The sequence below is a fragment of the Thauera sp. SDU_THAU2 genome, assembly GCF_038260575.1.
In the GTDB taxonomy this organism is placed as follows: domain Bacteria; phylum Pseudomonadota; class Gammaproteobacteria; order Burkholderiales; family Rhodocyclaceae; genus Thauera.
The window spans coordinates 3,119,577-3,143,968 of record NZ_JBBWUN010000003.1 but is presented as its reverse complement, the minus strand read 5'-3'; the positions used below and the strand labels follow the sequence as shown (position 1 = coordinate 3,143,968).

Here is a 24,392-nt window from a genome sequence, read left to right as displayed (position 1 = left end):
CAGCGATTCATCCGAAGCTCGCGCAGGCATCGCGCAGGGCCGCTCGCATCGCCGGTTCGAAAGGATCGTGCCCTGCGTTGTCCACCCACGCCAGTCGGCTGCCGGGCAGGTGCCGGTGCAGCGCGAGCGCGCCTTCCGGGCGGCAGACCGCATCCCGGCGGCCGTGCAGCAGGACGATCGGCAGGCCGGCGAGCGCGGCCGTCTGCCGCCGCCATTCGCCCTCGGCCAGGAAGCAGTCGTGGCGGAGGTAGTGGGCCTGCATCCGGTACTTGTCCAGCATGCGTGTGGCGCTTGCCTCGTCGAGTTGCGGCAGCGGCGTCGGCCGGCCGCGGGTGAGACTGTCTTCCCATTGCATCCAGTGGCGGACGACGTCCAGCGCCAGGTCATGGTCGTTCCCGAGCACCGCGTCGCAGGTCCGTTCCGCCAGCCGCCCATTGCCCGGCACGCAGGCGGCGAGCCGGGCATGCGCCGTCGGCTGCAGCGCGGCCGCGCCGTCGAAGAACCAGTCGATGTCGCTGCGGCGGGCGAGGAAGATGCCGCGCAGTACGGCGCCGAGGCAGGCGACGCGATGCTGTGCGCTCCAGGCCATTGCCAGCGTCGAACCCCATGAGCCGCCGCTGACCAGCCAGCGCTCGATGCCGAGATGGCGGCGCAGGCGCTCGATGTCGGCCACCAGGTCGGCCGTGGTATTGGCGGCCAGCGCGCCGCGCGGCGTGCTGCGGCCGCAGCCGCGCTGGTCGAACATCACGATGCGGAAGCGCTTGGCGTCGAACAGGGCGGGATGGCGCGGGCTGCAGCCGCTGCCCGGGCCGCCGTGCAGGAACAGCAGCGGCGCACCGTCCGGGTTGCCGTATTGCCCGAACCAGATCGCGTGGCCGTCGCCGACCTCCAGCATGCCCTGCTGCCAGGGCTGCGAGTGGTCGGCGAAAGAGGCTCCGGAGCGGACTTCGTCGGGGGCAGGACTGTCGTTCATGGCGGTCATGCTACTGCTGCACGGCGAGGCCCGCGCCGGCGGCACAGCAGCTTCATGAAAATCTTGAGGCCGGCTTCAGGGCTTTGCCGATGCCCGCGATCGCGGGCAGGCGCAGGCTATGCACCGTGCTCCGGACGCTTCGTCCCGCACCGCGCCGGGCGAACCGGCAAACCCCCGACCACGACAGGAGACACACCATGAAATGGGAAACCCCGACTGCCACCGACATGCGTTTCGGCTTCGAAATCACCATGTACATCGCGAACCGCTGATGCCGTCGCCCGGGAGCTGCGCGGCAGCTCCCGGCCAGGCAGGGATGGAGGGCTGCAGGTGAAAGTACGTGTTCTCGGCTCGGCCGCCGGCGGCGGATTCCCGCAGTGGAACTGCAACTGCCGCAACTGCGACGGCCTGCGCCGCGGCAGCGTGCGTGCCCGTGCCCGCACCCAGTCGTCGATCGCGGCGAGCGGCGACGGCGAGAACTGGGTGCTGTTCAATGCCTCGCCCGACATCCTGCAGCAGTTGCGCGAGACGCCGGAGCTGCAGCCGGCACGTTCGCTGCGCGACACCGCGATCCGCGCCATCGTGCTGATCGATGCGCAGATCGACCATACCACCGGCCTGCTGATGCTGCGCGAGCACCGCCAGCCGCAGGTGCTGTGGTGTACCGCGCCGGTGCGCGAGGACCTGAGCACCGGCAACCCGCTGTTCGGCGTGCTCGGCCATTACTGCGGGCTGGACCTGCACGAGATTCCGCTGCAGGGCGGCTTCACCATTCCCAGAGTGCCGGGCATCGGTTTCGCCGCGCTGCCGATCAGCAGCAATGCGCCGCCGTATTCGCCGCGGCGCGACCGGCCGCAGCCGGGCGACAACATCGGCGTCACGCTGAATTGTACGGACAGTGGCCGCCGCCTGTTCTACGCGCCCGGCCTAGGCGAGATGACGCCGGATGTCTGGGCGGCGATGCAGGCCGCCGACTGCGTGCTGGTCGATGGCACCTTGTGGACCGACGACGAGATGATCCGCCTCGGCGCTTCCGGCAAGACCTCACGCTCGATGGGGCACCTGCCGCAGAGCGGCCCCGGCGGCATGCTGGAGTGGCTGGAGCAACTGCCGGCCGCCACCCGCAAGATCCTGATTCACATCAACAATACCAATCCGATCCTGGACGAGGACAGTCCCGAGCGTGCCGAGCTGGATGCACGCGGCGTGGAAGTCGCCTGGGACGGCATGGTGATCGAACTCTGAGCGGCTGTGCTGCAGCCTGCCGAGGATTGCCCGATGGGAGCGACCGATGGAAGCTGAACTGATTGCCCCGCCGCCTGCCGCCCCTGCCGTCGATGGCGGGGAGGCGCCGCTGTCGCGCGAGGAATTCGAAGCGCGGCTGCGCGGCAAGAGCACGCGTTACCACATCCATCATCCCTTCCACGTGATGATGGCCGAAGGGCGGCTGACGCCGGCGCAGCTTCGCGGCTGGGTCGCCAACCGCTTCTACTACCAGGTGTCGATCCCGCTGAAGGACGCCGCCATTCTCGCCAACTGCCCGGAGCGCGAGATCCGCCGCGAGTGGATCCAGCGCATCCTCGACCATGACGGCTGCGGCGCCGACGACCCCGGTGGCATCGAAGCCTGGATCCGGCTCGGCGAAGCGGTCGGGCTGACGAGGGAGGATGTCACCTCGCTGCGCCTGGTGGCGCCGGCGGCGCGCTTCGCGGTCGATGCCTACGTCAATTTCGCCCGCCGGCAGCCCTGGGAGGAAGCGGTCGCGTCCAGCCTCACCGAGCTGTTCGCGCCGCACATCCACCAGCAGCGCATCGACACCTGGCCGCAGGTCTATCCCTGGGTCGATCCGGCGGGGCTGCAGTATTTCCGCAAGCGCCTCACCCAGGCCCGGCGCGACGTCGACCACGGCCTGCGCTTCACGCTCGGGCACTTCAGCCGCAGCCGCGCCTTGCAGCAGCGCGCGCTGGAAATCCTTCAGTTCAAGCTCGACGTGCTGTGGGCGCTGGCCGACGCGATCATGCTCGACCAGTGCGAGATCGAGATCCGGGGGGCGAAGGCATGAACCGGGAAAACATCGCGGAAGCTGCCGCGCCGCTCGCCGGCGCCTGCCCGAAGGTGTCGCGCCGTTTCCGCCTGCAGTGGGAAGAAGCGCAGCAGTCCTGGGTGCTGCTCTACCCGGAAGGCATGGTCAGGCTCAACCGGAGCGCCGGCGAGATCCTGCGGCGCTGCGACGGCACGCGCACGCTGGAAACCATCGTCGGCGAGCTGGAGCAGAGCTTCGGTGCCAGCGACCTGAGCGCCGACGTCGGTGCCTTCATCGACATGGCGCGCCAGCAGCAGTGGCTCGAAGCCGGGGCAGGCCGGCCATGAACGCGCCGCTGCCAGCTACGCCGGTTGCCACGCCCGGCCCGCCGCTGTGGCTGCTGGCCGAGCTGACCTATCGCTGCCCGCTGCATTGCGCTTTCTGCTACAACCCGGTCGATTTCGCCCGCCACGACGGCGAGCTGGCCACCGAGGGCTGGCTGAGGGTGCTGCGCGAAGCGCGCGCCGCCGGCAGCGTGCAGTGCGGCTTTTCCGGCGGCGAGCCGCTGATGCGCGACGATCTCGAAATCCTGGTGGCGGAAGCGCACCGCCTCGGCTTCTACACCAACCTGCTGACTTCGGGCGTCGGCCTCGATGCCAGGCGCGCCCAGGCGCTGCGCGAAGCCGGACTGGACCACATCCAGTTGTCCTTCCAGGACTCGACCCGCGAACTCAACGATTTCCTCTCGCACACCCGCACTTTCGACCTCAAGCAGCGCGTTGCCGGCCTGATCAAGGCCAACGGCTGGCCGATGGTGATGAACTGCGTGATCCACCGCCTGAACATCGACTACGTCGAGAACATCATCGATATGGCGGTCGAGCTCGGCGCCGAATACCTGGAGCTCGCCAACAGCCAGTACTACTCCTGGGCGCTGCTCAACCGCGACCAGTTGATGCCCTCGCGCGCCCAGCTCGAGCGCGCCGAGCGTATCGTCAACGACTGCCGGCAGCGCCTCGGCGACCGCATCCGCATCTTCTTCGTCGTGCCCGACTACTACGAGACGCGGCCCAAGAAGTGCATGAACGGCTGGGGCGAAGTCTTCCTGACGGTGACGCCGGACGGCACGGCCTTGCCCTGCCATACCGCGCGCATGCTGCCCGGGCTGGATTTTCCCAACGTCCGCGACATGGACGTGAAGTCGATCTGGTACGGCTCGGAAGGCTTCAACCGCTATCGCGGCGATGCCTGGATGAAGGAGCCGTGCCGAAGTTGTCCCGACAAGGAAAAGGATAGAGGCGGCTGCCGCTGCCAGGCCTACATGCTGGCCGGCGATCCGGCCGCGGCCGATCCGGTCTGCGACAAGTCACCTCACCACGGCAAGGTCGTGCAGGTGGTGGAACGGGCCAGCGATCCGGGTTGGAAGGGCGGTGCGAAGCCGCTGATCTTCCGCGATCCGCGCCGCTCGCGGGAGCTCGGGGCGGTAGAAAAGAGTGCGGCGGGCGCCTGAGCCGCCGCCGATGCCGTCTTCGACCGATTCGGTCCGACGCTGTACGTGCCGTATCCGTAGGGGCGCCTCAGCCGGGGGCGCCTGGCCGCGAAAGCAGCCGTGGAAGCACAGCGCAGCCCCGTTCGCGGCCAGGCACCCCGGGCCAGGCCGCTCCTGCAATGGCCGGGTCGTCGGTAAGGTGTCATGGCTTCAATGCAGCACATGCGGCATCGCCAGCATGAAGGGCGGAATCGCCGCATCGAAGCGATGGCCGTCGCCTGCCACCATCTGGTAGCTGCCGTGCATCGTGCCGACCGGCGTTTCCAGCACACAGCCGCTGGTGTAGCCGAAGCTCTCGCCGGGCGCCAGCAGCGGCTGCTCGCCGACCACGCCCTTGCCGCGCACGTCCTGCACCTTGCTGTTGCCGTCGGTGATGATCCAGTGCCGGCTGATCAACTGCGCGGGCAGGCTGCCGGTGTTGCGCAGGCTGATGTGGTAGGCGAACACGTAATGCCCTTCGTCCGGGCGGGATTGCGCGGCGATGTATTCGGCCCTGGCCGATATCTCGATGCGATAGGGGGGCGCTGGGGTGTCTGGTGTGTTCACGGTCTCGGCCTCTCCTTGGTCTTGTTGTGCTCTGTTTCGCCGGGGCGAAGCGGTAAAATAGCACTTTTGCCCGGAACCGCCGCCATGTCCCAAGCCGTACCGTCCCCGCTCACCGCCCTGTCTCCGCTCGATGGCCGCTACCACGGCAAGGTCGCGGGCCTGCGCGAGCACTTCTCCGAACACGGCCTGATCCGCAATCGCGTGAGGGTGGAGGTCGAATGGCTGAAGGCGCTGGCCGCCGAGCCGGCACTGGCGGAGATCGCGCCCTTCTCGCCGGCCACGATTGTTGAACTGGACGGTGTTGTCGCCGCCTTCTCGACCGCGGACGGCGAAGCGGTGAAGGCGATCGAGGCCACCACCAACCACGACGTCAAGGCGATGGAGTACTGGCTGAAGAAGCGCCTCGGCCACAACGCCGAGCTGATGAAGGTGTCGGAATTCATCCACTTCGCCTGCACCTCGGAAGACATCAACAACACTTCGCACGCGCTGATGCTGGCCGAAGGCCGCGACCGGGTGCTGCTGCCGGCGCTCGATGCCGTCATCGCCCGCTTCCGCGAACTGGCCCATGCGCTGGCCGATCTGCCGATGCTGTCGCGCACCCACGGCCAGCCCGCCAGCCCGACCACGCTGGGCAAGGAAATGGCCAACATCGCCGCGCGCCTGATGCGCGCCCGCGCGGCGATCGCCGGCGTGGCGATGTGCGCCAAGTTCAACGGCGCGGTGGGCAACTACAACGCCCACCTGTCCGCCTGGCCGGCCTTCGACTGGGAAGGCTTCAACCGCCGCTTCATCGAGTCGCTCGGCCTCGCCTTCAACGAATACACCATCCAGATCGAACCGCACGACGCCATGGCCGAGCTGTTCGACGCCGTTGCCCGCGCCAACACGATGCTGATCGACGCCTGCCGCGACATCTGGATGTACATCTCGCTCGGCTACTTCAAGCAGAAGCTGAAGGAAGGCGAAGTCGGTTCGTCGACGATGCCGCACAAGGTCAACCCGATCGACTTCGAGAACGCCGAAGGCAACTTCGGCATCGCCAACGCGGTGCTGAAGCACTTCTCCGAGAAACTGCCGATCTCGCGCATGCAGCGCGACCTGACCGACTCCACCGTGCTGCGCAACATGGGCGTCGGCTTCGGCCACACCGTGCTGGCGCTGGACAGCTGCCTGCGCGGCCTGGGCAAGCTCGAAGCCGACCCGGCCCGCCTCGCGACCGACCTCGACGAATGCTGGGAAGTGCTGGCCGAGCCGGTGCAGACGGTGATGCGCCGCTTCGGCATCGAGAACCCCTACGAGCAGTTGAAGGCGATGACGCGCGGCAAGGGCATCACCCGCGAAGCGCTGCAGGACTTCATCCGCACGCTGGCGATTCCCGCCGAAGAGCGCGAGCGCCTGCTGGTCATGACGCCGGCCAGCTACGTCGGCAAGGCCGCCGAACTGGCGCGCCGCATCTGAGCAGCCGCAGGACAGTGGCCGGCTGTCTGCCGGCTTTGTCCCGGCAATGAAAACGAACGCCACCCGAGGGTGGCGTTTTGCCTTGATCGAGGAGCAAGCACATGGCTTTTGCCGACAACCTGAAAGCGATGCCCGGCGTGTCGCATCTTTCCGCCCTGAACCTGATCGACGCTGCCGACAGCACGGTCGCCACCATCGAGAACAAGCCGGGCCAGGCGGGCTCGCTGGTGGTCTACAACCACCTCGCCCAGCTCTACGGCGCGATCACCCCCGAAGCGGCGAAGAAAGGCCTGGAGCTCTACGCCGAGCACACCGAGGACGCCCGTACCAGTCCCGGCAAGCATCCCAACATCGACCGCCTGATCGGGCTGATGGAGCGGGGCGAGACCCTGCGCGTGAAGCAGGTGTTCGCCGTCTGATCGCCTGTGGCCCTCGCCTGCGGGCGAGGGCGTGCTCAGGCTTTCCGGGCGAGGAAGAAGGCGGTATCCACGGTGAAACTGCCGTCTTCCTCGATCTCGAAGTATTCCTTCACGGCAGGCGCAGCCCGATCCTGCAGCGAGCGGATCGCGGCGACGTGCGGTGCCGGCGTGTTCATGCGCGCGACCCAGGTGGGAAAGGCGAGGCGCAGGCGGAAGGTCCGGCATTCCTCGATGGCGAAGTCCGCGCGCGCCAGTGCCGCCAGCCATTCGGCGGTCGAGGCGTTGCGCACGTGGGAAGGGTCGCGCAGCAGTTCGAGGCTTTGCAGCCAGGTGTCGAGCAGGAAGCTGCCGGGCGACACCACGTCCATGAAGACGGCCGTGCCGCCGGACTCGAGGACGCGCTGCATTTCGGCCAGGCCGCCGTCGAAGGCGTGCCAATGATGGGCGCTGAAGCGTGTCGCCACGAGGTCGAACGCAGCATCGTCGAAGGGGAGCGCATCGGCGCTGGCCTGGCGGGTTTCCAGGTTGCCGAGTCCGCGTACGCGGGCTTCTTCGCGCACCGCGGCAAGCATCGCTTCTGACAGGTCGCAGGCGACGACCTTGCCGACCAGCGGCGCAAGCCGGTACGAGACATGCCCGCCGCCACAGCCGAGATCGAGCGCGACTGCATCCGGCCGGCTGCCGACCACGGCGGCGAGCCGTTCGAGATCTTCGCCTGCGGCATGCACGGCGCTGTTCACGTAGGCGGCTGCGCGGGGTTCGTATTGCTTGAGGACGACGGAGTTGTGGCTGGCGGTATCCATGTTCGGCTCCAGGGGACGGAAACGCAGTCTCACGCAGGCAAACTACGGGTACAAGGAGCCTGGTTATCCTGGTATAAATTCCGCCATGATCGAATCTGATTCGCGCCGCCTGCTCGGTGCCTTCATTCGCGCTCATCGCGAGCGCCTGCCGCCGCCGAAGACCGGCGGACGGCGGCGCACGCCGGGCCTGCGGCGGGAGGAACTGGCGGAAGCCGCCGGCCTGGGCGTGACCTGGATCACCTGGCTGGAGCAGGGCAGGCAGGTCAGTGCCTCGGTGCCGGCGCTGTGCCGCCTGGCAGAGGCACTGGCGCTGGCGCCGGCCGAACGGGCCTCGCTGTTCGATCTGGCCGGCAAGCGCGATCCGGTGCGAAGCCAGGACGAGGCCGAGGAACTGCCGGCCGAGTTGCTGGCGATGCCTTCCCGGTTCTCGGCACCTGCCTATCTGCTCGACGGCAGCTTCACTGCGATCGCCTGGAACGAGCCTGCGGCCGAATTGTTCGTCGGCTGGCTGGATGAAGGCGCGTCGTCGCGCAACCTGCTCGAATACGTGCTGCTGGCGGATGCGGCGCGAGGCTTGCTGGTCGACCGGGCCGAGCGCGTCCGCCGCCTGGTCGCCGAATTCCGCGCCGATTTCAATCGGCGTCCGACGGATGCACGCATGCAGGCGCTGGTCGAGCGGCTGTCCGGGCTCAGTACCGAGTTCGCGCACTGGTGGCAATGCCAGGACGTGCTCAACCGCGAAGGTGGGGAGCGGCTGTTCTCGCATCCGGTGCGGGGGAAGCTGAAGTTCTTCCAGGCGAGCTTCCTGCTCGCGTCGCATCCGGAGGTGAAGCTGAGCTGCCTGACGCCTTGCCTTGCCCCTGCCTGAAGAAGCGCCTGGCATCAGCGGCGACAGCCGCGCCTGAGCCAGGCGTACGGAAAGGGCCGTGGGAGGCCCGAAGGTTCGGAGCCGAAAGCACGGCCGGTTCAGCAAGGTGTGCTGTGCAGCGCACTCGAAAGCATCTCCATGCGGTACTTTTTATCAAGGTGAAGATGGAAAGTGTGTTCAGGACTATGCTGCGAACCCTGTCATCACTTCCCGAATTTCTACGCCATGAGCACTTCCGCCGATCTCGTCGCCGCGCTGAAAGCTGAACTGCGCGAGGCCCGCATCACCTATGCCGAACTGGCCGAGCGCATCGGCCTGGCCGAATCCAGTATCAAGCGGATGTTCGCCCGGGGCGGCGACATGCCTTTGTCGCGCGTCGATGAGATCTGCCGCGTGCTGCGGCTGGACTTTGCCGATCTCGCCCGCCGCGTGGCGGAGCGCCAGCCGCTGCTTGCCGAACTGACGCTGGAACAGGAACAGGCGGTGGTGGCCGATCGGCGCCTGCTGCTGGTGGCGACCTGCTGCATGAGCCAGTGGAGCGCCGAGCAGATCGTCGCCACCTACCGCATCGACGCGGCCGAATGCACTGCCCATCTGCTGCGGCTGGACCGCCTCGGCATCATCGAGCTGCGGCCGCTCAACCGCTATCGCCTGCGCGTGGCGAAAGGCTTTCGCTGGCGTCCGCACGGCCCGGTCATGAGTTATTTCCGCAGCGAAGTGCTGGACGAGTATTTCGCCGGTGGCTTCGACGGCGAAGCCGAGATGCTGAGCGTGGTCCATGGCCAGCTCGATGTCGGCGTGGCCGAAGGCTTCCGCGAGCGGCTGATGCGCATCGGCGAGGATTTTTCCCGCCAGCACGTCGCCGACCAGAAGCTGCCGCCCGCCCGGCGGCGCCCCTACACCCTGGTGATCGCGATGCGCTCCTGGCTGATGTCGGCATTCCGCGACCTCAAGCGCGACGACGTCGCCTGGCCGGATGCCGGTTGAGGCGTTTCCTGCCTGACTCCCGTCGTCCCTGCCCGTTCTCCCCGTTCCGTCATCCGGGATCCGACATCATGTTCTGCTCCCTGCTCAAGACCGTGCTGCGCGCCGCCGCACGTCTGCTGTTCCGCGTCCGCGTCGAAGGCCGCCTGCCTGCGCAGCCGTCGCGATTGCTGGTCATCGCCAACCACGAGTCCTTTCTCGACGGCCTGCTGCTCGCGCTGTTCCTGCCCTACGACCCGGTGTTCGTCGTCAATACCCGGATCGCCGAGCATCCCTTCTTCCGCCTGCTGCTGGCACTGGTCGATCACCTGAAAGTCGATCCGGGCAGCCCGATGGCGATGAGGCAGGTGGTGCGCCTGATCGAATCCGGCCGCCCGGTGGCGATCTTCCCGGAAGGGCGCATCACCACCACCGGCAGCCTGATGAAGACCTACGACGGCCCCGCCTTCGTCGCCGCCCGTACCGGTGCCACCTTGTTGCCGGTGCGCATCGACGGTGCTGCGCGTACCTATTTCTCGCGCCTGGGCGGACGTTACCCGCGCCGCCTGTTGCCGCAGATCAGCCTGTATGTGCAGCCCACCACGCACATCGACATGCCGTCGGCGCCGACCGCACGCGAACGCCGGCGCAAGGCGGGCGAGGCAATGCGCAGGGTGATGCAGCAGATGATCTTCGCCAGCCGGCCGCGCCAGACCTTGTTCGAGGCGCTGCTCGACGCCAGCGCCATTCACGGCGTCCGCCGGCCGGTGGTGGAAGACGTCAAGCAGCAGGAATACAGCTACGGCGAAGTGCTGCGCATGGCGCTCGGCCTGGGCCGGCTGGTGTCGCGCCATACCGGAACGGGCGAGAACGTCGGCGTGTTGCTGCCCAATCTCGCGCCCACGCTGGCGCTGGTGTTCGGCCTGAGCGCGCAGCGCCGCGTGCCGGCGATGCTGAACTACACCGCCGGCGTGGATGGCATGCAGGCCGCCTGCACCGCCGCCGGCATCCGCACCGTGCTGACCGCCCGCGCCTTCGTCGACCAGGCCAGGCTGGGCGACAAGCTGGCGGCGCTGCAAGGCGTGCGCGTGCTCTACCTGGAAGACCTGCGTGCAGGCATGTCGCTGGCCGACAAGTTGTGGCTGGTGCTGTGGGGTGCGCGCTTCCCGCGCCTGGCCAGCCACATCGGCGATGCCGAGGATCCGGCGGTGATCCTGTTCACCTCCGGCTCCGAAGGCAGGCCCAAGGGTGTGGTGCTGTCGCACCGCGCGCTGCTCGCCAACATCGCCCAGATCCGCGCGGTGGTCGATTTCTCGGTGGATGACAGGATCCTGGATGCGCTGCCGCTGTTCCACTCCTTCGGCCTGACGGCCGGCGGCCTGCTGCCGGTGCTGTGCGGTGCGCGGGTGTTCCTGTACCCGAGCCCGCTGCACTACCGGGTGATTCCGGAACTGGCCTACGATCGGGGCTGCACCGCGCTGCTGGGCACCTCGACCTTTCTCGGCAACTATGCGAAGCACGCCCACCCCTACGATTTCCATCGCCTGCGCTACGTCATCGCCGGCGCCGAGAAGCTGGCCGAGCCGGTGCGGGAGGCCTGGTTCGACAAGTTCGGCATCCGTATCTTCGAAGGCTATGGCGCCACCGAGACCGCGCCGGTGATCGCGGTGAATACGCCGATGGCCTTCCGCCGCGGCACCGTCGGCCAGCATCCTGCCCGGCCTGCATGCGAAGCTGGTGCCGGTGGCGGGCATCGACGATCTCGACGGCCGGCGCGGCATGCTGCACGTGCAGGGGCCGAACCTGATGAGCGGCTACCTGCGCGCCGAGGCGCCGGGTCTGCTGCAGCCGCCGGTGTCGGAACTGGGTGAAGGCTGGTATGAGACCGGCGACGTGGTGGAGATCGACGACGAAGGCTTCGTGCGCATCGTCGGCCGGGTCAAGCGTTTCGCCAAGCTTGCCGGCGAGATGGTCAGCCTGGAAGTGGTGGAAAAGATCGCTGCGCTGGCTTCGCCCGGCGCCCAGCATGCCGCCAGCAGCCGTGCCGACGCCGCGCGCGGCGAGGCGCTGGTGCTGTTCAGCACCGACCCGGCGCTGGGCCGCGAGGCGCTCGCCGCCGCGGCGCAGAAAGCCGGTATGGCCGAGCTGGCGGTGCCGCGCATCATCGTGCCGGTGGATTCGCTGCCGCTGCTTGGCACCGGCAAGATCGACTACGTCACCCTGAAGAAACAGGCGGAGGCCGTGTGATGAAACCTGCTTCGAACATTGCTTCACCCGCGCGCCGACGCTGGCTGCGCGCAGGCCTGGCTGCCGGTGTGCTGGCCGTGGGGGGCGGCGTGGCTGCCAGGCTGGCCCAGTCCCGGCTGCTGAATCCCTGCCTTGCGGCATTGCCGCCGGAATGGGCCGAACATCCGCTGGTGGCGGCTGCATGGCAAGGGCTGGACCCGGCACAGGTGTGGGACTGCCATGTGCATCTGGCCGGCACCGGCGATGGCGGCCACGGCATCGAGATGTCGCCGGACATGCTGAGCCCGCTGAACCCGCTGCAATACCTGCAGCGCCTGTTCTACCTCAATGCCGGCTGCGTGCATCAGGCGCCGGGCCGGGTGGACGACAGCTATGTCGAGCGCCTGCTGAACCTGAGCGACGGCATGGCGCCCGGCTACAAGAGCATGCTGTTCGCCTTCGACCGCGCCCATGCCGCCGACGGCACGCCGATGCCCGAGCGCAGCGCGCTCTACGTGCCGGACGCCTATGCCCGCAAGCTGGCGCAGGCGATGCCGGAGCGTTTCGAATGGGTGTGCTCGGTGCATCCCTACCGCGCCGATGCCGGGGACGCCTTGCAGCAGGCGGCGGCGCAGGGTGCCCGTGCGGTGAAGTGGCTGCCGCCGGCGATGGGCATCGACCCCGCCGATCCGGCCTGCGACCGTGTCTACCGGACGCTGGCGCGGCTGGGGCTGCCGCTGATCACCCACGTGGGCGAGGAAAAGGCGGTGCATGGCGTCGGCCGGCCGGAATGGGGCAATCCGCTGCGCCTGCGCCGCGCGCTGGACCTGGGGGTGCGGGTGGTGATGGCGCATTGCGCGACGGTGGGCGAGGATGTCGATCTGGACCAGGGTGAGAACGGCCCGCGTGTGCCGAGCTTTGCATTGTTCGAGCGTTTGATGGCGGAACCGGCCTGGCGGAGCCTGCTGTTCGGCGACATCTCCGCCGTCGTGCTGCGTAATCGTGAGCCCGGACGCCTGCGTGTGCTGATCGAGCGCGAGGACTGGCATCCGCGCCTGCTGTACGGCACCGACTACCCGCTGCCCGGCATCCTGCCGCTGATCTCGCCTGCCGCGCTGGCGCGCGAGGACATGTTGGACGAGGACGCCGTACCCTTGCTCGAAACGATTCGCGAGCACAATCCGCTGCTGTTCAGTTTCGTGCTGAAGCGCCTGCTGCACAGCAAGGGCAGCCGTTTTTCGGCAGCAGTGTTCGAAACCCGCCGTTTCTTCGACCGGAATCCTGTATGAGCAGCCAGTTCAAGCTGATGGAGCAGCGCCGCTTCCTGCCTTTCTTCCTGACCCAGTTCCTCGGCGCCTTCAACGACAATTTCTACAAGAATGCGCTGGTGGTGCTGATCACTTTCCAGGCTGCCCGGCTCACCGAACTGTCGCCCGGCGTGCTGGTGAATCTGGCGGCGGGGCTGTTCATCCTGCCTTTCCTGCTGTTTTCCGCGATTGCCGGGCAATTCGCCGACAAGTTCGAGAAGAGCCGGCTGATCCGCTGGACCAAGCTGCTGGAAATCGGCCTGATGCTGCTCGCCGCGCTCGGCTTCGCGCTGATGTCGCTGCCGCTGCTGTTGGCGACGCTGTTCCTGATGGGCACGCAGTCGGCGATCTTCGGCCCGGTGAAGTACGCCATCCTGCCGCAGATGCTGGACGAAACCGAACTGGTGGGCGGCAATGCGCTGGTGGAATCGGGCACTTTCCTGGCGATCCTGCTCGGCACCATCGCCGGCGGCCTGCTGATCGAGGCGCCGAACGGCGCGGCCTGGGTGTCGGCCGGCACGCTGGCGGTGGCGGTGCTGGGCTACCTGGGCAGCCGTGCGATTCCCCTGCGGCAGCGGTCGATCCGCAGATGAAGATAGCCTGGAGCCCGGTCCGCCAGACCTGGCAGATGATCCGCTTCGCCGCCGACGAGCGCACGGTGTTCCTGTCCATCCTCGGCATCTCGTGGTTCTGGTTCTACGGCGCGATGTTCCTGTCGCAGTTTCCCGGTTTCGCCGCCACCGTGCTGGGCGGCGACGAAAAGGCGGTCACCTTGCTGCTGGCGGTGTTCTCGCTCGGCATCGCACTCGGCTCGCTGCTGTGCGAGCGGCTGTCGGGCAAGCAGGTCGAGATCGGCCTGGTGCCTTTCGGTTCGATCGGCCTGACCCTGTTCGGCCTGGATCTGTGGTGGGCGAGCGCGGGGCTGGAGGCCGGCGCGGCGATGCGTCCGCTCGCCGAACTGCTGGCCGAGCCGGTGGTGTGGCGCATCCTGTTCGATCTGGTGATGCTGTCGCTGTGCGGTGGCTTCTACATCGTGCCGCTGTACGCGCTGGTGCAGAGCCGCTCCGCGCCCTCGCACCGTTCGCGCATCATCGCCGCCAACAACATCCTCAATTCGCTGTTCATGGTCGCGGCGGCAGGCCTGGGCGCAGGGTTGCTGGCGGCCGGTGCCAGCGTGCCGCAGCTGTTCCTGGTGACGGCGCTGCTCAATGCCGCGGTGGCGATCTACATCTACACCCTGGTGCCGGAGTTCCTGCTGCGCTTCATCGTCTGGCTGCTGGTGCATACGGTGTACCGGCTGCGCGTCGAGGGCATCGAGCAGGTGCCGGAGAAGGGCGGCGCGGTCATCGTCGCCAACCACGTCAGCTTCGTCGATGCGCTGATCATCATGGCGGCCTGCCGGCGGCCGATCCGCTTCGTCATGGATCATCGCATCTTCCGCTGGCCGATCCTGTCCTTCATTTTCCGCACCAGCCGCGCGATCCCGATCGCGCCGGCCAGCGAAGACCGGGCGATGATGGAGCGCGCCTTCGACGAAGTGGCGCGGGCGCTGGAAGCCGGTGAACTGGTGGGCCTGTTTCCGGAAGGGAAGATCACCGCCGACGGCGAGATGTCGCCTTTCCGCCCCGGCATCGCGCGCATCGTCGCCCGCACGCCGGTGCCGGTGGTGCCGATGGCCTTGCGCGGGCTGTGGGGCAGCTTCTTCAGCCGCAAGGGCGGCGCGGCGATGACGCGGCCTTTCCGCCGTGGCGCCTTCAGCCGCATCGAGCTGGTGGCGGATGCGCCGATCGAAGCCGCCGAGGTTTCGCCCGAAGCCTTGTACCGGCGGGTGGCGGCCCTGCGCGGCGATCGGGCTTGAGGTGGCGGGCCGACTGAGGGGGCTGATGAACTGGCCGTCGAGCGACGGCGAGTGCGGCATCAGGGCTCGCCGGCCCAATGCAGCCGCGTCCTGATCTGCTCGAAGACCTGGCGCGTCAGCGGATTGACCACGTGGCGGCGCACATAGAGGCGATAGACGAGGTCCGGCAGCGGAGGCAGCCCCTCCGCCGGACCCAGCACGCGCAGGCCGCTGTCCAGTTGTTCCACGCCCCGTGCCGTTACGCCGAGGCCGGCACGCAGCGCGGCGCGGATGCCGATCAGGCTGCTGGAGGTGTAGCGGGTGGTCCAGGACAGGCCGGCGTTGTCGAGCGCTTCCTGCGCCAGGCGGCGGAAGATGCTCGGGCCGTCGGCCATGATCATCGGGATGGGCCGGGACGGATCGTGCACATAGCCCGCACCGCATAGCCATACCGTGGGCGAAGTACGCAGCACCACGCCTTCGAGCTCGGCGTCGGGGCGGTTGGAGATCGCCATGTCGATCTCACCACGCTTCAGCGAGTCCATCAGGAAGGGGCTGCGGCCGACGTGGATGTCCAGTTGCAGCATCGGCGAGCTGCGAACCACCTCCGACAGCAGGCTGGGCAGCATGGTGTCGGCGACGTCGTGCGGCGCGCCGATGCGAAGCGTGCCTTCCAGTCGTCCCTGCTGCAGCTGGCGTAATGCTTCGTCGTTGATCGCCAGCATGTGGCGGGCATAGGCCAGCAACCTTTCGCCGTGTTCGGTCAGCCGCTTCTGGCGCCCGCGCTTCTCGAACAGCGGATGGCCGATGTGTGCCTCCAGCCGCTGCATCTGCTGCGTGACGGCCGATTGTGTCCTGCCCAGCTGCACCGCCGCCGCGGCGAAACTCTCGTGCTTGACGATTGCCGCCAGGGTACGCAGTTGCTCGAGGTCGAGTGTGCTCATTCATTAATGATACTGATGTTTTTTGCTCCGGAATGGCGTTGTTTCGACATGGCGCTGCCATTAGAGTGGCGCTGAGGCGTGCCGATCATCCCATCCCCGCATCGGTGCCGGAGACAAGGAGATTGCTGTGAATACTGTAAGTGAGCAACGCCAGCAGGCCGTCGGTGAGGCCATTGCCCGGATGAAACATGCCATCGGCGATGCCGGGACCACGCGCGCGGCCCTCGCCACCGTGCTGGCTTCGCTGGAGGCGATCGCCGCCAGGGCCGAGCTGTGGCAGGCCGCCGACTTTCCCCCGCCCGAGGCCGGCGAACACCAGGCCCGCTATCTGATCGCCGAGGATCCGGACCAGAGCTATGCGCTCTACTTGAACGTGATGCGCCCGGGCAAGAAGATCGTGCCGCACAACCACACGACCTGGGCCTGTATCGCGGCGGTCGAGGGCACCGAGGTCAATCGTCTTTACGAGCGTATCGACGACGGCTCCGTACCGGGCGTGGGCAGGCTGCGCGAGACGGAGCGCATCCTGGTGGAGCCCGGCCATGGCGTTGCCTTGATGCCCGACGACATCCATTCGGTGCAGATCGAGGGCGAACAGATCATCCGCCACCTGCACATGTACGGCCGCGCGCTGGAGACCCTGGATCAACGCACCGCCTACGACCTGGAGCAGGGGACTTGCCAGACCATGGGCATCGGCGTGCAGACCCGCCGCTGATTGGCCTACGCCGAATCTTCCTCCTTTGCGCACCGACGGCAACCCTGCCGAGCACTTCCGACCCCGCCCTTCATGACCATCGAATGCATAAGCCCCTCCCTGCTCAAGACCTGGCTGCACGACGGCGGCGAGATCGCCGTGCTCGACGTCCGGGAGCACGGCCTGTACGGCGAGGCCCATCTTTTCCACGCCACGCCGCTGCCCTACAGCCGGCTGGAGCTGGAAGTCCGGCGCCTGGTGCCGCGGCTGGATGTGCGGGTCGTGGTGTATGACGACGGTGGCGAGGAAGGCCACGGCGTCGCCTCGAGCGCAGCGGCACGGCTGGCGGCGCTGGGTTATCGCCGCGTCTGCGTGCTGGATGGCGGCACTCGCGCCTGGTTGGCTGCCGGCCATGTGCTGTTCGCCGGCGTCAACCTGCCTTCCAAGACATTCGGCGAACTGGCCGAGAAGGTCTATCACACCCCCCGGGTGACGGCGCAGCAACTGGCGGCAATGATCGCCGGCCCTTCGCCGGTGGTGGTGCTGGACGGCCGCCCCGTCTCGGAGTTCTGCAAGATGAACATCCCGACGGCCATCTGCTGCCCCAACGGCGAACTGGCCTATCGGGTGCGATCCATCATGCCCGACGACAGTACGCCAATCGTGATCAACTGCGCCGGCCGTACCCGCTCGATCATCGGCGCACAAACGCTGATCAACCTCGGCATTCCCAATCCCGTCTATGCGCTGGAGAACGGCACCCAGGGCTGGTTCCTCGCCGACCAGACGCTGGAGCACGGCGGCAGCCGGCGTTACCCCGACGATTCCGGCAGTCCGGCCCTGCGCGATGCGGCGCACCGGCTGGCCGCGCGCTTCGAGGTGCCGAGCGTGAACGCCTCGACCGTGCGGGCCTGGGCTGCGGACACGGACCGGACGCTGTTTCTGTGCGACGTGCGCACGCCGGAGGAATTCGCCCGCGGCAGCCTGCCCGGTGCGCAGCACACCCCGGGCGGCCAGTTGATGCAGGCTTTCGATCAGTACGTCGGTGTGCGCGGTGCCCGGCTGGTGCTGTTCGACGACGACGGCGTGCGGGCGCCCACGGTCGCCGGCTGGCTGCGCCAGATGGGGCACGACGCCTGCGTGCTCGAGGGCGGCCTGTCCAGCGGCCTGTCGTTGCAAACCCCTGCCGCGCCTGTGCCGCCCATGCTGGGAAGCATCTCCGTGCAGGCCCTGGCGGAACGTCTGGAAGGTGGCGAAATCGCCGTCGTGGACCTCCGCCCCGGCATGGCTTACCGGGCTGGACACATCGACGGTGCCCGCTGGTCCATCCGGCCCCGGCTGGCGGCCGATCTCGCCGGAGAAGGGCGCCAGGTCGTGCTGGTCGCCGACGAGCCCGCACTGGCGGCCTGGGCAGTGTCGGAATGCCAGTTGGCGCAGCCGGCGCTGTTGCTGGAAGGCGGCATGGCCGCCTGGCGTGCAGCGGGCTTGGCCGAGGTGGCCACGCCCGACCTTCCCGGCGACACGGAATGCATCGACCATCTTTTCTTCGTGCATGATCGGCACGACGGCAACAAGGAAGCCGCGCGGCGCTACCTGGCCTGGGAGACGGGGCTGGTCGGCCAGCTCGACGCGCAGGAGCTGGCGTCTTTCCGTCTGCCTGCCGACCCTGCTGCTTCGCATAACGCCTGATTGGAGGGCTGCGCCATATCCGGGCGTTTCGCCGCGGTGACGAGCCTGCCATGCCGGGATTCGGCGCAGTCCGGTGCCGGAATCCCGATGAAATGAAAAATAACCCCCACGCTCCCCCACTGCGTGCGGTCGCTGCCCCCCAAGGGGGCGCTTTTCATCTTGGGGCGGCCCGGCGATGAAAAGGCGCCCGCGTGGGGCGCCTTTTCTTCGGCGTGGCCGGGCCGTATCAGACCACGGCTTCTTCCTTTTCCTTCTTCACCTTCACGAACTGCTCGCGCTTCATGCCGAGCCAGATCGCCAGCGGGCTGGCGACGAGCACCGAGGAGTAGATGCCGAAGCAGATGCCGATAGTCAGTGCGAGGGCGAAGTAGAACAGCGTCTCGCCGCCGAAGATCAGCATCGACAGCACCATCATCTGCGTGCTGCCGTGGGTGATGATGGTGCGCGAGATGGTGCTGGTGATGGCGTGGTCGACCACCTGCTCGGTGGTGTAGCCGCGTTTCTTGCGGAAGGTTTCGCGTACGCGGTCGAAGATCACCACCGATTCATTCACCGAGTAGCCCAGCACCGCCAGCGTCGCTGCCAGCACCGCCAGCGAGAACTCCCACTGGAAGAAGGCGAAGAAGCCCAGGATGATGATGACGTCGTGCAGGTTGGCGATGATGGTGGCGACGCCCAGGCGCCATTCGAAACGCAGCGCCAGATAGAGGATGATGCCGATGATCACCAGCAGCAGCGCCATCGCGCCGTCGCTGGCGAGTTCCTTGCCCACCTGCGGGCCGACGAACTCGACGCGGCGCAGTTCCGGTGCCGGGGCATCCATCTTGTGCAGCGTGGCCATGACGCGGTCGGCAACGCCGTTGCTGTCGATGTCGTCGCGGTTGGGCAGGCGGATCATGACGTCGCGGGCGCTGCCGAAGTGCTGCACCAGGATGTCGGAGTGGCCATCGGCCGCGAGCGCGCTGCGGATCGGTTCCAGTTCCTGGGCTTCGGTATAGGCGACTTCGACCAGCGTGCCGCCGGTGAACTCCACCGACAGGTGCAGGCCGCGGGTGGCGATGAAGAACACCGCGAGCAGGAAGGTGATGAAGGAGATCGCGTTGAACACCAGCGAGTGGCGCATGAACGGGATGTCTTTCTTGATGCGGAAGAATTCCATGGTTGCGTTTTCCTTGTTCCGCGCTCAGTTGCTGTCCGGCTTCCAGACCTGGCCGATGGACAGGCTGTCGATCTTGCGCCGGCGGCCGTAGATGAAGTTGATCAGCATGCGCGACACCAGGATGGCGCTGAACATCGAGGTCAGGATGCCGAGGCAGTGCACCACCGCGAAGCCGCGCACCGGGCCGGAGCCGAACACCAGCAGCGCGATGCCGGCGATCAGGCTGGTGACGTTGGAGTCGAGAATGGTGCCCCAGGCGCGGTCATAGCCGGCGGCGATCGCGGCCTGCGGGCTCGAGCCGTTGCGCAGTTCCTCGCGGATGCGTTCGTTGATCAGCACGTTGGCGTCGATCGCCATGCCCAGCGTCAGCGCCATCGCGGCGATGCCGGGCAGCGTCAGCGTGGCCTGCAGCAGCGACAGCAGCGCCACCAGCAGCAGCAGGTTGGCGGCCAGCGCGATCGTTGATACGACGCCGAACAGTGCGTAGTACAGGCACATGAACGCGGCGATGGCGATGAAGCCCCACAGCGTCGAGTGGAAGCCCTTGGAGATGTTGTCGGCGCCGAGGCTGGGGCCGACGGTGCGCTCCTCGATGATCTCCATCGGCGCGGCGAGCGAGCCGGCGCGCAGCAGCAGGGCGACGTCGTTGGCTTCGGTGGTGGTCATGCGGCCGGAGATCTGCACGCGGCCGCCGCCGATCTCGGTGCGGATCACCGGCGCGGTGACGACCTCGCCCTTGCCTTTCTCGATCAGCAGGATGGCCATGCGCTTGCCGATGCTCTCGCGCGTGACGTCGCGGAAGATGCGGGCGCCGGCAGCGTCCAGGGTCAGGTGCACCGCGGGCTCGTTGGTCTGGCCGTCGAAGCCGGGCTGGGCGTCGGTGAGGCGGTCGCCGGTCAGCACGACCTGCTTCCTGACCAGCAGCGGGCCGCCGCCGCGCTCGGAATACAGCTCGGTGCCGAAGGGGATGCTGCCGCCCAGCGCGGCTTCGAGTGCGCCGGGGGTGTCATCCACCATGCGCACTTCCAGCGTCGCGGTGCGGCCGAGGATGTCCTTGGCCTTGGCCACGTCCTGCACCCCCGGCAACTGCACGACGATGCGATCGGCGCCCTGTTGCTGGATCACCGGCTCGGCGACGCCGAGTTCGTTGATGCGGTTGTGCAGCGTGGTGATGTTCTGCTTGATGGCGAAGTCGCGCATCGTCTGCTGGGCCTGCGGCGTCAGCGTGGCGACCAGGCGGAGGTCGTCGGCAGCGGCGTCGCGGTCGCTCAACTGCAGGTCGTTGGTGCTGTCCTGGATGGCGCGGCGGCCGGCGTCGCGCTGGGCCGCGTCGCGGAAGCGGATGACGACGGTGTTGCCTTCGCGGGCGATGCCGGCGTGGCGGACGTTCTTGTCGCGCATCAGCGTGCGCAGGTCGCCGGTGGTGGAGTCGAGGCGCTTGGTCAGCGCGCCCGGCATGTCCACTTCGAGCAGGAAATGCACGCCGCCGCGCAGGTCGAGGCCGAGGTACATCGGCAGCGCGTGGATCGCGGTCAGCCAGGCGGGCGAGGCCGGCAGCAGGTTGAGTGCGACGACGTAGGAAGGGTCTTCGGCATCCGGGTTGAAGGCGCGCTCGATGACGTCCTTGGCGCGCAGCTGGATGTCGGTGCTGGCGAAGCGGGCACGCACGCTGCCGGCGTCGGAGAAGATGCCGCCGTGTTCGATGCCGGCGTCCTTCAGCGCATTGGCGACGCGATCGGAGGCGGAGGCAGGGTCGAGCTTGAGCGTGGCCTTGGCACTGGACACCTGGACCGCGGGGACCTCGCCGTAGAAGTTGGGCAAGGTGTAGATCAGACCCCACAGCAGCACGAGGCCGATCATGAGGTTCTTCCAGAGGGGGTAGCGATTCATCGTCGGCGGCAGACAGTATGGTGCCGGGCCACGATCGCTGCCTGGGGCAGCGGCGGGCAGGGCAGCCGGGATTGCGCAAAGCCGGGCGATCTCCAGGGGAGATTGCCCGGCTCCACGGCAGATGGGATCAAAGGGACTTCAGCGTGCCCTTGGGCAGCACGGAGGCGACGGCCTGCTTCTGCACCGCGATCACGGTGTTGGCAGCCACTTCGACCTGCACGAAGCTGTCGCCGACTTCGGTCACGCGGCCGGCGATGCCGCCGCCGGTGATGACTTCGTCGCCCTTGGCCAGGGCTTCGACCATGGCCTTGTGTTCCTTCGCGCGCTTCATCTGCGGGCGGATCATCAGGAACCACAGCACCACGAACATCAGGATCAGGGGCAGCAGGCCCATCAGGCCGCCGGTCGGGTCGCTGCCCGCAGCTTGGGCATAGGCATTGGAAATCAGCACGTTGGTTACTCCGGGTTAGCGAAAAAGCGCTCGATTATAGCAGTTGCCGGCGAGTGCTCCGGCCGGGTGAGACGTTGCGCGGCAGTTCGGGTTCAATGATGAGGTCAATGTGCGCCGGTCGCGCGCTCCTCGCGGAAGCGGCGCACGTAGGCTTCGAAAGCCTGGCCGGCGATGGCTTCGCGCAGTTCGGCCGTCAGGGTCTGGTAGTAGCGCAGGTTGTGCACGGTGTTGAGCATGCTGCCGAGGATCTCGCCGGTACGGTGCAGGTGGTGCAGATAGGCGCGGCTGAAGTTGCGGCAGGTATAGCAGTCGCAGGACGGATCGAGCGGGCGGGTGTCGGCCTTGTGCACCGCGTTCTTGATCTTGATGTCGCCGTAGCGGGTGAACAGCCAGCCGTTGCGCGCGTTGCGGGTCGGCATCACGCAGTCGAACATGTCGATGCCGGCGGCCACGCCTTCGACGATGTCCTCGGGTGTGCCGACGCCCATCAGGTAGCGCGGCTTGTGCTGCGGCAGGCGCGGCGCGGTGTGGGCGAGGATGCGCGCCATGTCTTCCTTGGGTTCGCCGACCGACAGCCCGCCGATGGCGAAGCCGTGGAAGCCGATCTCTTCCAGCGCGCCGAGCGATTCGTCGCGCAGGTCCTCGTACATGCCGCCCTGGACGATGCCGAACAGGGCGTTGGCGTTCTCCAGGCGGTCAAACTCGTCGCGCGAGCGGCGCGCCCAGCGCTGCGACAGCCGCATCGACTTTGCCGCTTCGTCGCGGCTGGCGGGGTAGGGTGTGCATTCGTCGAAGATCATGACGATGTCCGAGTTCAGCACGGCCTGGATCTGCATCGAGATCTCGGGCGTCAGGAACAGCCGGGCGCCGTCGATCGGGCTGGCGAACTTGACCCCTTCCTCGCTGATCTTGCGCAGCGCGCCCAGGCTGAAGACCTGGAAGCCGCCCGAGTCGGTGAGGATGGGCTTGTCCCAGGCCATGAAGCGGTGCAGGCCTTCGTGGGCGCGGATGATGTCCAGCCCCGGGCGCAGCCACAGGTGGAAGGTGTTGCCCAGGCAGATCTGCGCGCCGATGCCGGCGAGCATGTCCGGTGTCATCGCCTTGACCGTGCCATAGGTGCCGACCGGCATGAAGACCGGCGTCTCGACCGTGCCGTGGTTCAGCGTCAGGCGGCCGCGGCGGGCGCCGCCGTCGGTGGTGAGGAGTTCAAACTGCATCGTGTTCGGCGTTTTCGTTGCGGGTGAGGAACATCGCGTCGCCGTAGCTGAAGAAGCGGTAGCGCTGGGCGATGGCGTGGGCGTAGGCGCGGCGGATCTCGTCCATGCCGGCGAAGGCGGAGACGAGCATCAGCAGCGTGGATCTGGGCAGGTGGAAGTTGGTGACCAGCGCATCGACGACCTGGAAGCGGAAGCCGGGCAGGATGAAGATCTCGGTCTCGCCGCTGCCGGCGGCGAGCGGGCCGTCCTGGGCGGCGGCTTCCAGCGCCCGCATGCTGGTGGTGCCGACGGCGATGACGCGGCCGCCGGCGGCGCGGGTGGTCGCGATGGCATCGACCGTCTGCTGCGGGATCACGTAGCGCTCGCGGTGCATGCGATGTTCACCGAGGTCGTCGACCCGCACCGGCTGGAAGGTGCCGGCGCCGACGTGCAGCGTCAGCCAGGCGCAGCGCGCGCCTTTTGCCGCGAGGCGGGCGAGGGTGGCCTCGTCGAAATGCAGGCCGGCAGTCGGCGCGGCGACCGAGCCGGGCTCGCGCGCGAACACGGTCTGGTAGCGGCTTTCGTCGTCGTCGCCGGCGGCGCGCTGGATGTAGGGCGGCAGCGGCAGCTTGCCGTGGCGCTCCAGCAGCGCGAACAGGTCTTCGCCGGCCGGAAAGCGCAGGTGGTAGAACTCGCCGGCGCGGCCGAGCACCTCGACCTCGAAGGCATCGGCCAGGCGCAGCATGCTGCCGGTCCTGGGCGACTTGCTCGCGCGCACCTGGGCGAGCGCTTCGTGCGGGCCGACGGCACGCTCGATCAGCACTTCGACCTGGCCGCCGCTGGCCTTGACGCCGTGCAGGCGGGCGTGGATCACGCGGGTGTCGTTGAACACCAGCAGGTCGTTCGGGCCGATCAGTTCGGGCAGATCGGCAAAGTGGCGGTCGAGCAGGGCGCCGTCCCCGTCTGCCGGCACGACCAGCAGGCGGCTTGCACTGCGTTCGGCGAGCGGCGCCTGGGCGATCAGCTCCGGCGGCAGGGGATAGTCGAAATCGTTCAGCGTGAGCTGCATGTAATCAGGTGAAGAATGGAGTTGGGTGGATGGAAGCAGGCACGGCCCGTCGGCATGCCCTGGGTGTCCTGCTTGCCGCGGCGAGCGGTATTCGTGGATAATGCGCGGCTTCCCAGCCGGGATGGCGGAATCGGTGAGACGCAGCGGATTCAAAATCCGCCGCCGCAAGGTGTGTGGGTTCGAGTCCCACTCCCGGCACCAGCGCACTGTCTGCGCACTCTTTCCGGGTTTTCCCCTGCGCACTTGCGCATCGCTGCGCCACGCAAGGGCGGGATTCTGGCGCATCGCCGGGGGCGATGGCAAATCCGCGTTTTTCTCCCAC

At 67.7% G+C, this 24,392-nt stretch carries 25 protein-coding genes and 1 tRNA gene; 17 read left to right on the top strand and 9 right to left on the bottom strand.

Translation table 11 applies throughout. The annotated features are described in order from the left end of the window. Positions 1-7: 7 nt before the first annotated feature. Positions 8-973 carry a prolyl aminopeptidase gene (pip, locus tag AAFL97_RS16375; RefSeq protein WP_341645816.1) on the bottom strand — a complete coding sequence of 322 codons (966 nt, stop codon included), beginning with the start codon at positions 971-973 and terminating at the stop codon, positions 8-10. Positions 974-1,170: 197 nt separating this feature from the next. Here pip and pqqA point away from each other — a divergent pair, with 197 nt between their 5' ends. Genes pqqA through pqqE form a run of 5 tightly spaced genes read left to right on the top strand, consistent with a single transcriptional unit; the run spans position 1,171 to position 4,506 of the window. Further along, on the top strand, positions 1,171-1,245 hold the full coding sequence (pqqA, locus tag AAFL97_RS16370) for a pyrroloquinoline quinone precursor peptide PqqA (RefSeq protein ID WP_068636095.1): 75 nt from the start codon (positions 1,171-1,173) through the stop codon (positions 1,243-1,245). 58 nt (positions 1,246-1,303) lie between these two features. Then, positions 1,304-2,218 (top strand): pyrroloquinoline quinone biosynthesis protein PqqB, encoded by a 915-nt coding sequence (gene pqqB, locus AAFL97_RS16365; protein ID WP_341645815.1) that lies wholly within the window; start codon positions 1,304-1,306, stop codon positions 2,216-2,218. A 46-nt stretch (positions 2,219-2,264) separates the two neighbouring features. Continuing rightward, entirely contained in the window at positions 2,265-3,035 is a 771-nt protein-coding gene (gene pqqC / locus AAFL97_RS16360) for a pyrroloquinoline-quinone synthase PqqC (RefSeq protein WP_341645814.1), read from the top strand. After that, on the top strand, positions 3,032-3,343 hold the full coding sequence (gene pqqD, locus AAFL97_RS16355; RefSeq protein ID WP_341645813.1) for a pyrroloquinoline quinone biosynthesis peptide chaperone PqqD: 312 nt from the start codon (positions 3,032-3,034) through the stop codon (positions 3,341-3,343). Before pqqC ends, pqqD begins: the two co-directional genes overlap by 4 nt. Continuing rightward, entirely contained in the window at positions 3,340-4,506 is a 1,167-nt protein-coding gene (gene pqqE, locus AAFL97_RS16350; protein WP_341645812.1) for a pyrroloquinoline quinone biosynthesis protein PqqE, read from the top strand. The genes pqqD and pqqE overlap by 4 nt, the downstream gene beginning before the upstream one ends. A 189-nt stretch (positions 4,507-4,695) precedes the next feature. Here the strand turns inward: pqqE and apaG are convergent, their stop codons facing one another. Next, positions 4,696-5,091, bottom strand: coding sequence for a Co2+/Mg2+ efflux protein ApaG (apaG, locus tag AAFL97_RS16345; RefSeq protein ID WP_341645811.1), 396 nt, complete (start codon positions 5,089-5,091; stop codon positions 4,696-4,698). An 84-nt stretch (positions 5,092-5,175) separates the two neighbouring features. On the opposite strand from apaG, the gene purB reads away from it, so the two are divergent. Both purB and AAFL97_RS16335 read left to right on the top strand, forming a co-directional pair. Beyond that, positions 5,176-6,552 carry an adenylosuccinate lyase gene (gene purB / locus AAFL97_RS16340; protein WP_341645810.1) on the top strand — a complete coding sequence of 459 codons (1,377 nt, stop codon included), beginning with the start codon at positions 5,176-5,178 and terminating at the stop codon, positions 6,550-6,552. A gap of 101 nt (positions 6,553-6,653) precedes the next feature. Beyond that, the gene (locus tag AAFL97_RS16335; protein WP_263461720.1) at positions 6,654-6,971 is read left to right on the top strand and encodes a DUF2322 family protein; all 318 of its coding nucleotides are present in this window, start codon (positions 6,654-6,656) and stop codon (positions 6,969-6,971) included. 35 nt (positions 6,972-7,006) lie between these two features. Here AAFL97_RS16335 and AAFL97_RS16330 read toward each other — a convergent pair whose 3' ends face one another. Continuing rightward, on the bottom strand, positions 7,007-7,774 hold the full coding sequence (locus AAFL97_RS16330) for a class I SAM-dependent methyltransferase (protein WP_341645809.1): 768 nt from the start codon (positions 7,772-7,774) through the stop codon (positions 7,007-7,009). A gap of 85 nt (positions 7,775-7,859) precedes the next feature. On the opposite strand from AAFL97_RS16330, the gene AAFL97_RS16325 reads away from it, so the two are divergent. From AAFL97_RS16325 to AAFL97_RS16295, 7 genes are all read left to right on the top strand, one after another. Next, the gene (locus tag AAFL97_RS16325; RefSeq protein WP_341645808.1) at positions 7,860-8,642 is read left to right on the top strand and encodes a helix-turn-helix transcriptional regulator; all 783 of its coding nucleotides are present in this window, start codon (positions 7,860-7,862) and stop codon (positions 8,640-8,642) included. Between the two features lie 225 nt (positions 8,643-8,867). Then, the gene (locus AAFL97_RS16320; RefSeq protein WP_341645807.1) at positions 8,868-9,629 is read left to right on the top strand and encodes a helix-turn-helix domain-containing protein; all 762 of its coding nucleotides are present in this window, start codon (positions 8,868-8,870) and stop codon (positions 9,627-9,629) included. A gap of 68 nt (positions 9,630-9,697) precedes the next feature. Further along, the gene (locus AAFL97_RS16315; protein ID WP_341645806.1) at positions 9,698-11,476 is read left to right on the top strand and encodes an AMP-binding protein; all 1,779 of its coding nucleotides are present in this window, start codon (positions 9,698-9,700) and stop codon (positions 11,474-11,476) included. After that, positions 11,412-11,852 carry a hypothetical protein gene (locus AAFL97_RS16310; protein ID WP_341645805.1) on the top strand — a complete coding sequence of 147 codons (441 nt, stop codon included), beginning with the start codon at positions 11,412-11,414 and terminating at the stop codon, positions 11,850-11,852. The genes AAFL97_RS16315 and AAFL97_RS16310 overlap by 65 nt, the downstream gene beginning before the upstream one ends. After that, positions 11,852-13,120, top strand: coding sequence for an amidohydrolase family protein (locus AAFL97_RS16305; protein WP_341645804.1), 1,269 nt, complete (start codon positions 11,852-11,854; stop codon positions 13,118-13,120). Before AAFL97_RS16310 ends, AAFL97_RS16305 begins: the two co-directional genes overlap by 1 nt. Next, entirely contained in the window at positions 13,117-13,731 is a 615-nt protein-coding gene (locus AAFL97_RS16300) for an MFS transporter (RefSeq protein ID WP_341645803.1), read from the top strand. The genes AAFL97_RS16305 and AAFL97_RS16300 overlap by 4 nt, the downstream gene beginning before the upstream one ends. After that, a complete protein-coding gene (locus AAFL97_RS16295; RefSeq protein WP_341645802.1) occupies positions 13,728-14,996 on the top strand; it encodes a 1-acyl-sn-glycerol-3-phosphate acyltransferase in 1,269 nt (422 codons plus the stop codon). The genes AAFL97_RS16300 and AAFL97_RS16295 overlap by 4 nt, the downstream gene beginning before the upstream one ends. A gap of 59 nt (positions 14,997-15,055) precedes the next feature. Here AAFL97_RS16295 and AAFL97_RS16290 read toward each other — a convergent pair whose 3' ends face one another. Then, a complete protein-coding gene (locus AAFL97_RS16290; RefSeq protein ID WP_341645801.1) occupies positions 15,056-15,919 on the bottom strand; it encodes a LysR substrate-binding domain-containing protein in 864 nt (287 codons plus the stop codon). A gap of 127 nt (positions 15,920-16,046) precedes the next feature. On the opposite strand from AAFL97_RS16290, the gene AAFL97_RS16285 reads away from it, so the two are divergent. Together AAFL97_RS16285 and AAFL97_RS16280 are read left to right on the top strand one after the other, a co-directional pair. Further along, positions 16,047-16,637 carry a cysteine dioxygenase family protein gene (locus AAFL97_RS16285; protein WP_341645800.1) on the top strand — a complete coding sequence of 197 codons (591 nt, stop codon included), beginning with the start codon at positions 16,047-16,049 and terminating at the stop codon, positions 16,635-16,637. Positions 16,638-16,709: 72 nt separating this feature from the next. Then, a complete protein-coding gene (locus AAFL97_RS16280) occupies positions 16,710-18,305 on the top strand; it encodes a rhodanese-like domain-containing protein (RefSeq protein WP_341645799.1) in 1,596 nt (531 codons plus the stop codon). Between the two features lie 226 nt (positions 18,306-18,531). On the opposite strand, the gene secF is transcribed toward AAFL97_RS16280, so the two are convergent. From secF to queA, 5 genes are all read right to left on the bottom strand, one after another. After that, on the bottom strand, positions 18,532-19,464 hold the full coding sequence (secF, locus tag AAFL97_RS16275; RefSeq protein ID WP_341645798.1) for a protein translocase subunit SecF: 933 nt from the start codon (positions 19,462-19,464) through the stop codon (positions 18,532-18,534). Between the two features lie 24 nt (positions 19,465-19,488). Further along, positions 19,489-21,354 carry a protein translocase subunit SecD gene (gene secD / locus AAFL97_RS16270; RefSeq protein ID WP_341645797.1) on the bottom strand — a complete coding sequence of 622 codons (1,866 nt, stop codon included), beginning with the start codon at positions 21,352-21,354 and terminating at the stop codon, positions 19,489-19,491. Positions 21,355-21,481: 127 nt separating this feature from the next. Further along, positions 21,482-21,805 (bottom strand): preprotein translocase subunit YajC, encoded by a 324-nt coding sequence (gene yajC, locus AAFL97_RS16265; RefSeq protein WP_068636035.1) that lies wholly within the window; start codon positions 21,803-21,805, stop codon positions 21,482-21,484. Between the two features lie 104 nt (positions 21,806-21,909). After that, positions 21,910-23,022 carry a tRNA guanosine(34) transglycosylase Tgt gene (tgt, locus tag AAFL97_RS16260; RefSeq protein ID WP_341645796.1) on the bottom strand — a complete coding sequence of 371 codons (1,113 nt, stop codon included), beginning with the start codon at positions 23,020-23,022 and terminating at the stop codon, positions 21,910-21,912. Further along, on the bottom strand, positions 23,012-24,070 hold the full coding sequence (queA, locus tag AAFL97_RS16255) for a tRNA preQ1(34) S-adenosylmethionine ribosyltransferase-isomerase QueA (RefSeq protein ID WP_341645795.1): 1,059 nt from the start codon (positions 24,068-24,070) through the stop codon (positions 23,012-23,014). The genes tgt and queA overlap by 11 nt, the downstream gene beginning before the upstream one ends. A gap of 115 nt (positions 24,071-24,185) precedes the next feature. Between queA and AAFL97_RS16250 the strand changes: the two genes are divergently transcribed. After that, positions 24,186-24,271 (top strand) — tRNA-Leu (locus AAFL97_RS16250). Positions 24,272-24,392: the final 121 nt, after the last annotated feature.

Excerpts from the sequence above, each read along its gene's own strand:
- pip (WP_341645816.1), bottom strand. The coding sequence starts at position 973 with ATGAACGACAGTCCTGCCCCCGACGAAGTCCGCTCCGGAGCCTCTTTC.
- pqqC (WP_341645814.1), top strand. The coding sequence starts at position 2,265 with ATGGAAGCTGAACTGATTGCCCCGCCGCCTGCCGCCCCTGCCGTCGAT.
- pqqD (WP_341645813.1), top strand. The coding sequence starts at position 3,032 with ATGAACCGGGAAAACATCGCGGAAGCTGCCGCGCCGCTCGCCGGCGCC.
- pqqE (WP_341645812.1), top strand. The coding sequence starts at position 3,340 with ATGAACGCGCCGCTGCCAGCTACGCCGGTTGCCACGCCCGGCCCGCCG.
- purB (WP_341645810.1), top strand. The coding sequence starts at position 5,176 with ATGTCCCAAGCCGTACCGTCCCCGCTCACCGCCCTGTCTCCGCTCGAT.
- AAFL97_RS16335 (WP_263461720.1), top strand. The coding sequence starts at position 6,654 with ATGGCTTTTGCCGACAACCTGAAAGCGATGCCCGGCGTGTCGCATCTT.
- AAFL97_RS16330 (WP_341645809.1), bottom strand. The coding sequence starts at position 7,774 with ATGGATACCGCCAGCCACAACTCCGTCGTCCTCAAGCAATACGAACCC.
- AAFL97_RS16325 (WP_341645808.1), top strand. The coding sequence starts at position 7,860 with ATGATCGAATCTGATTCGCGCCGCCTGCTCGGTGCCTTCATTCGCGCT.
- AAFL97_RS16320 (WP_341645807.1), top strand. The coding sequence starts at position 8,868 with ATGAGCACTTCCGCCGATCTCGTCGCCGCGCTGAAAGCTGAACTGCGC.
- AAFL97_RS16315 (WP_341645806.1), top strand. The coding sequence starts at position 9,698 with ATGTTCTGCTCCCTGCTCAAGACCGTGCTGCGCGCCGCCGCACGTCTG.
- AAFL97_RS16310 (WP_341645805.1), top strand. The coding sequence starts at position 11,412 with ATGAGCGGCTACCTGCGCGCCGAGGCGCCGGGTCTGCTGCAGCCGCCG.
- AAFL97_RS16305 (WP_341645804.1), top strand. The coding sequence starts at position 11,852 with ATGAAACCTGCTTCGAACATTGCTTCACCCGCGCGCCGACGCTGGCTG.
- AAFL97_RS16300 (WP_341645803.1), top strand. The coding sequence starts at position 13,117 with ATGAGCAGCCAGTTCAAGCTGATGGAGCAGCGCCGCTTCCTGCCTTTC.
- AAFL97_RS16295 (WP_341645802.1), top strand. The coding sequence starts at position 13,728 with ATGAAGATAGCCTGGAGCCCGGTCCGCCAGACCTGGCAGATGATCCGC.
- AAFL97_RS16290 (WP_341645801.1), bottom strand. The coding sequence starts at position 15,919 with ATGAGCACACTCGACCTCGAGCAACTGCGTACCCTGGCGGCAATCGTC.
- AAFL97_RS16280 (WP_341645799.1), top strand. The coding sequence starts at position 16,710 with ATGACCATCGAATGCATAAGCCCCTCCCTGCTCAAGACCTGGCTGCAC.
- secF (WP_341645798.1), bottom strand. The coding sequence starts at position 19,464 with ATGGAATTCTTCCGCATCAAGAAAGACATCCCGTTCATGCGCCACTCG.
- secD (WP_341645797.1), bottom strand. The coding sequence starts at position 21,354 with ATGAATCGCTACCCCCTCTGGAAGAACCTCATGATCGGCCTCGTGCTG.
- tgt (WP_341645796.1), bottom strand. The coding sequence starts at position 23,022 with ATGCAGTTTGAACTCCTCACCACCGACGGCGGCGCCCGCCGCGGCCGC.
- queA (WP_341645795.1), bottom strand. The coding sequence starts at position 24,070 with ATGCAGCTCACGCTGAACGATTTCGACTATCCCCTGCCGCCGGAGCTG.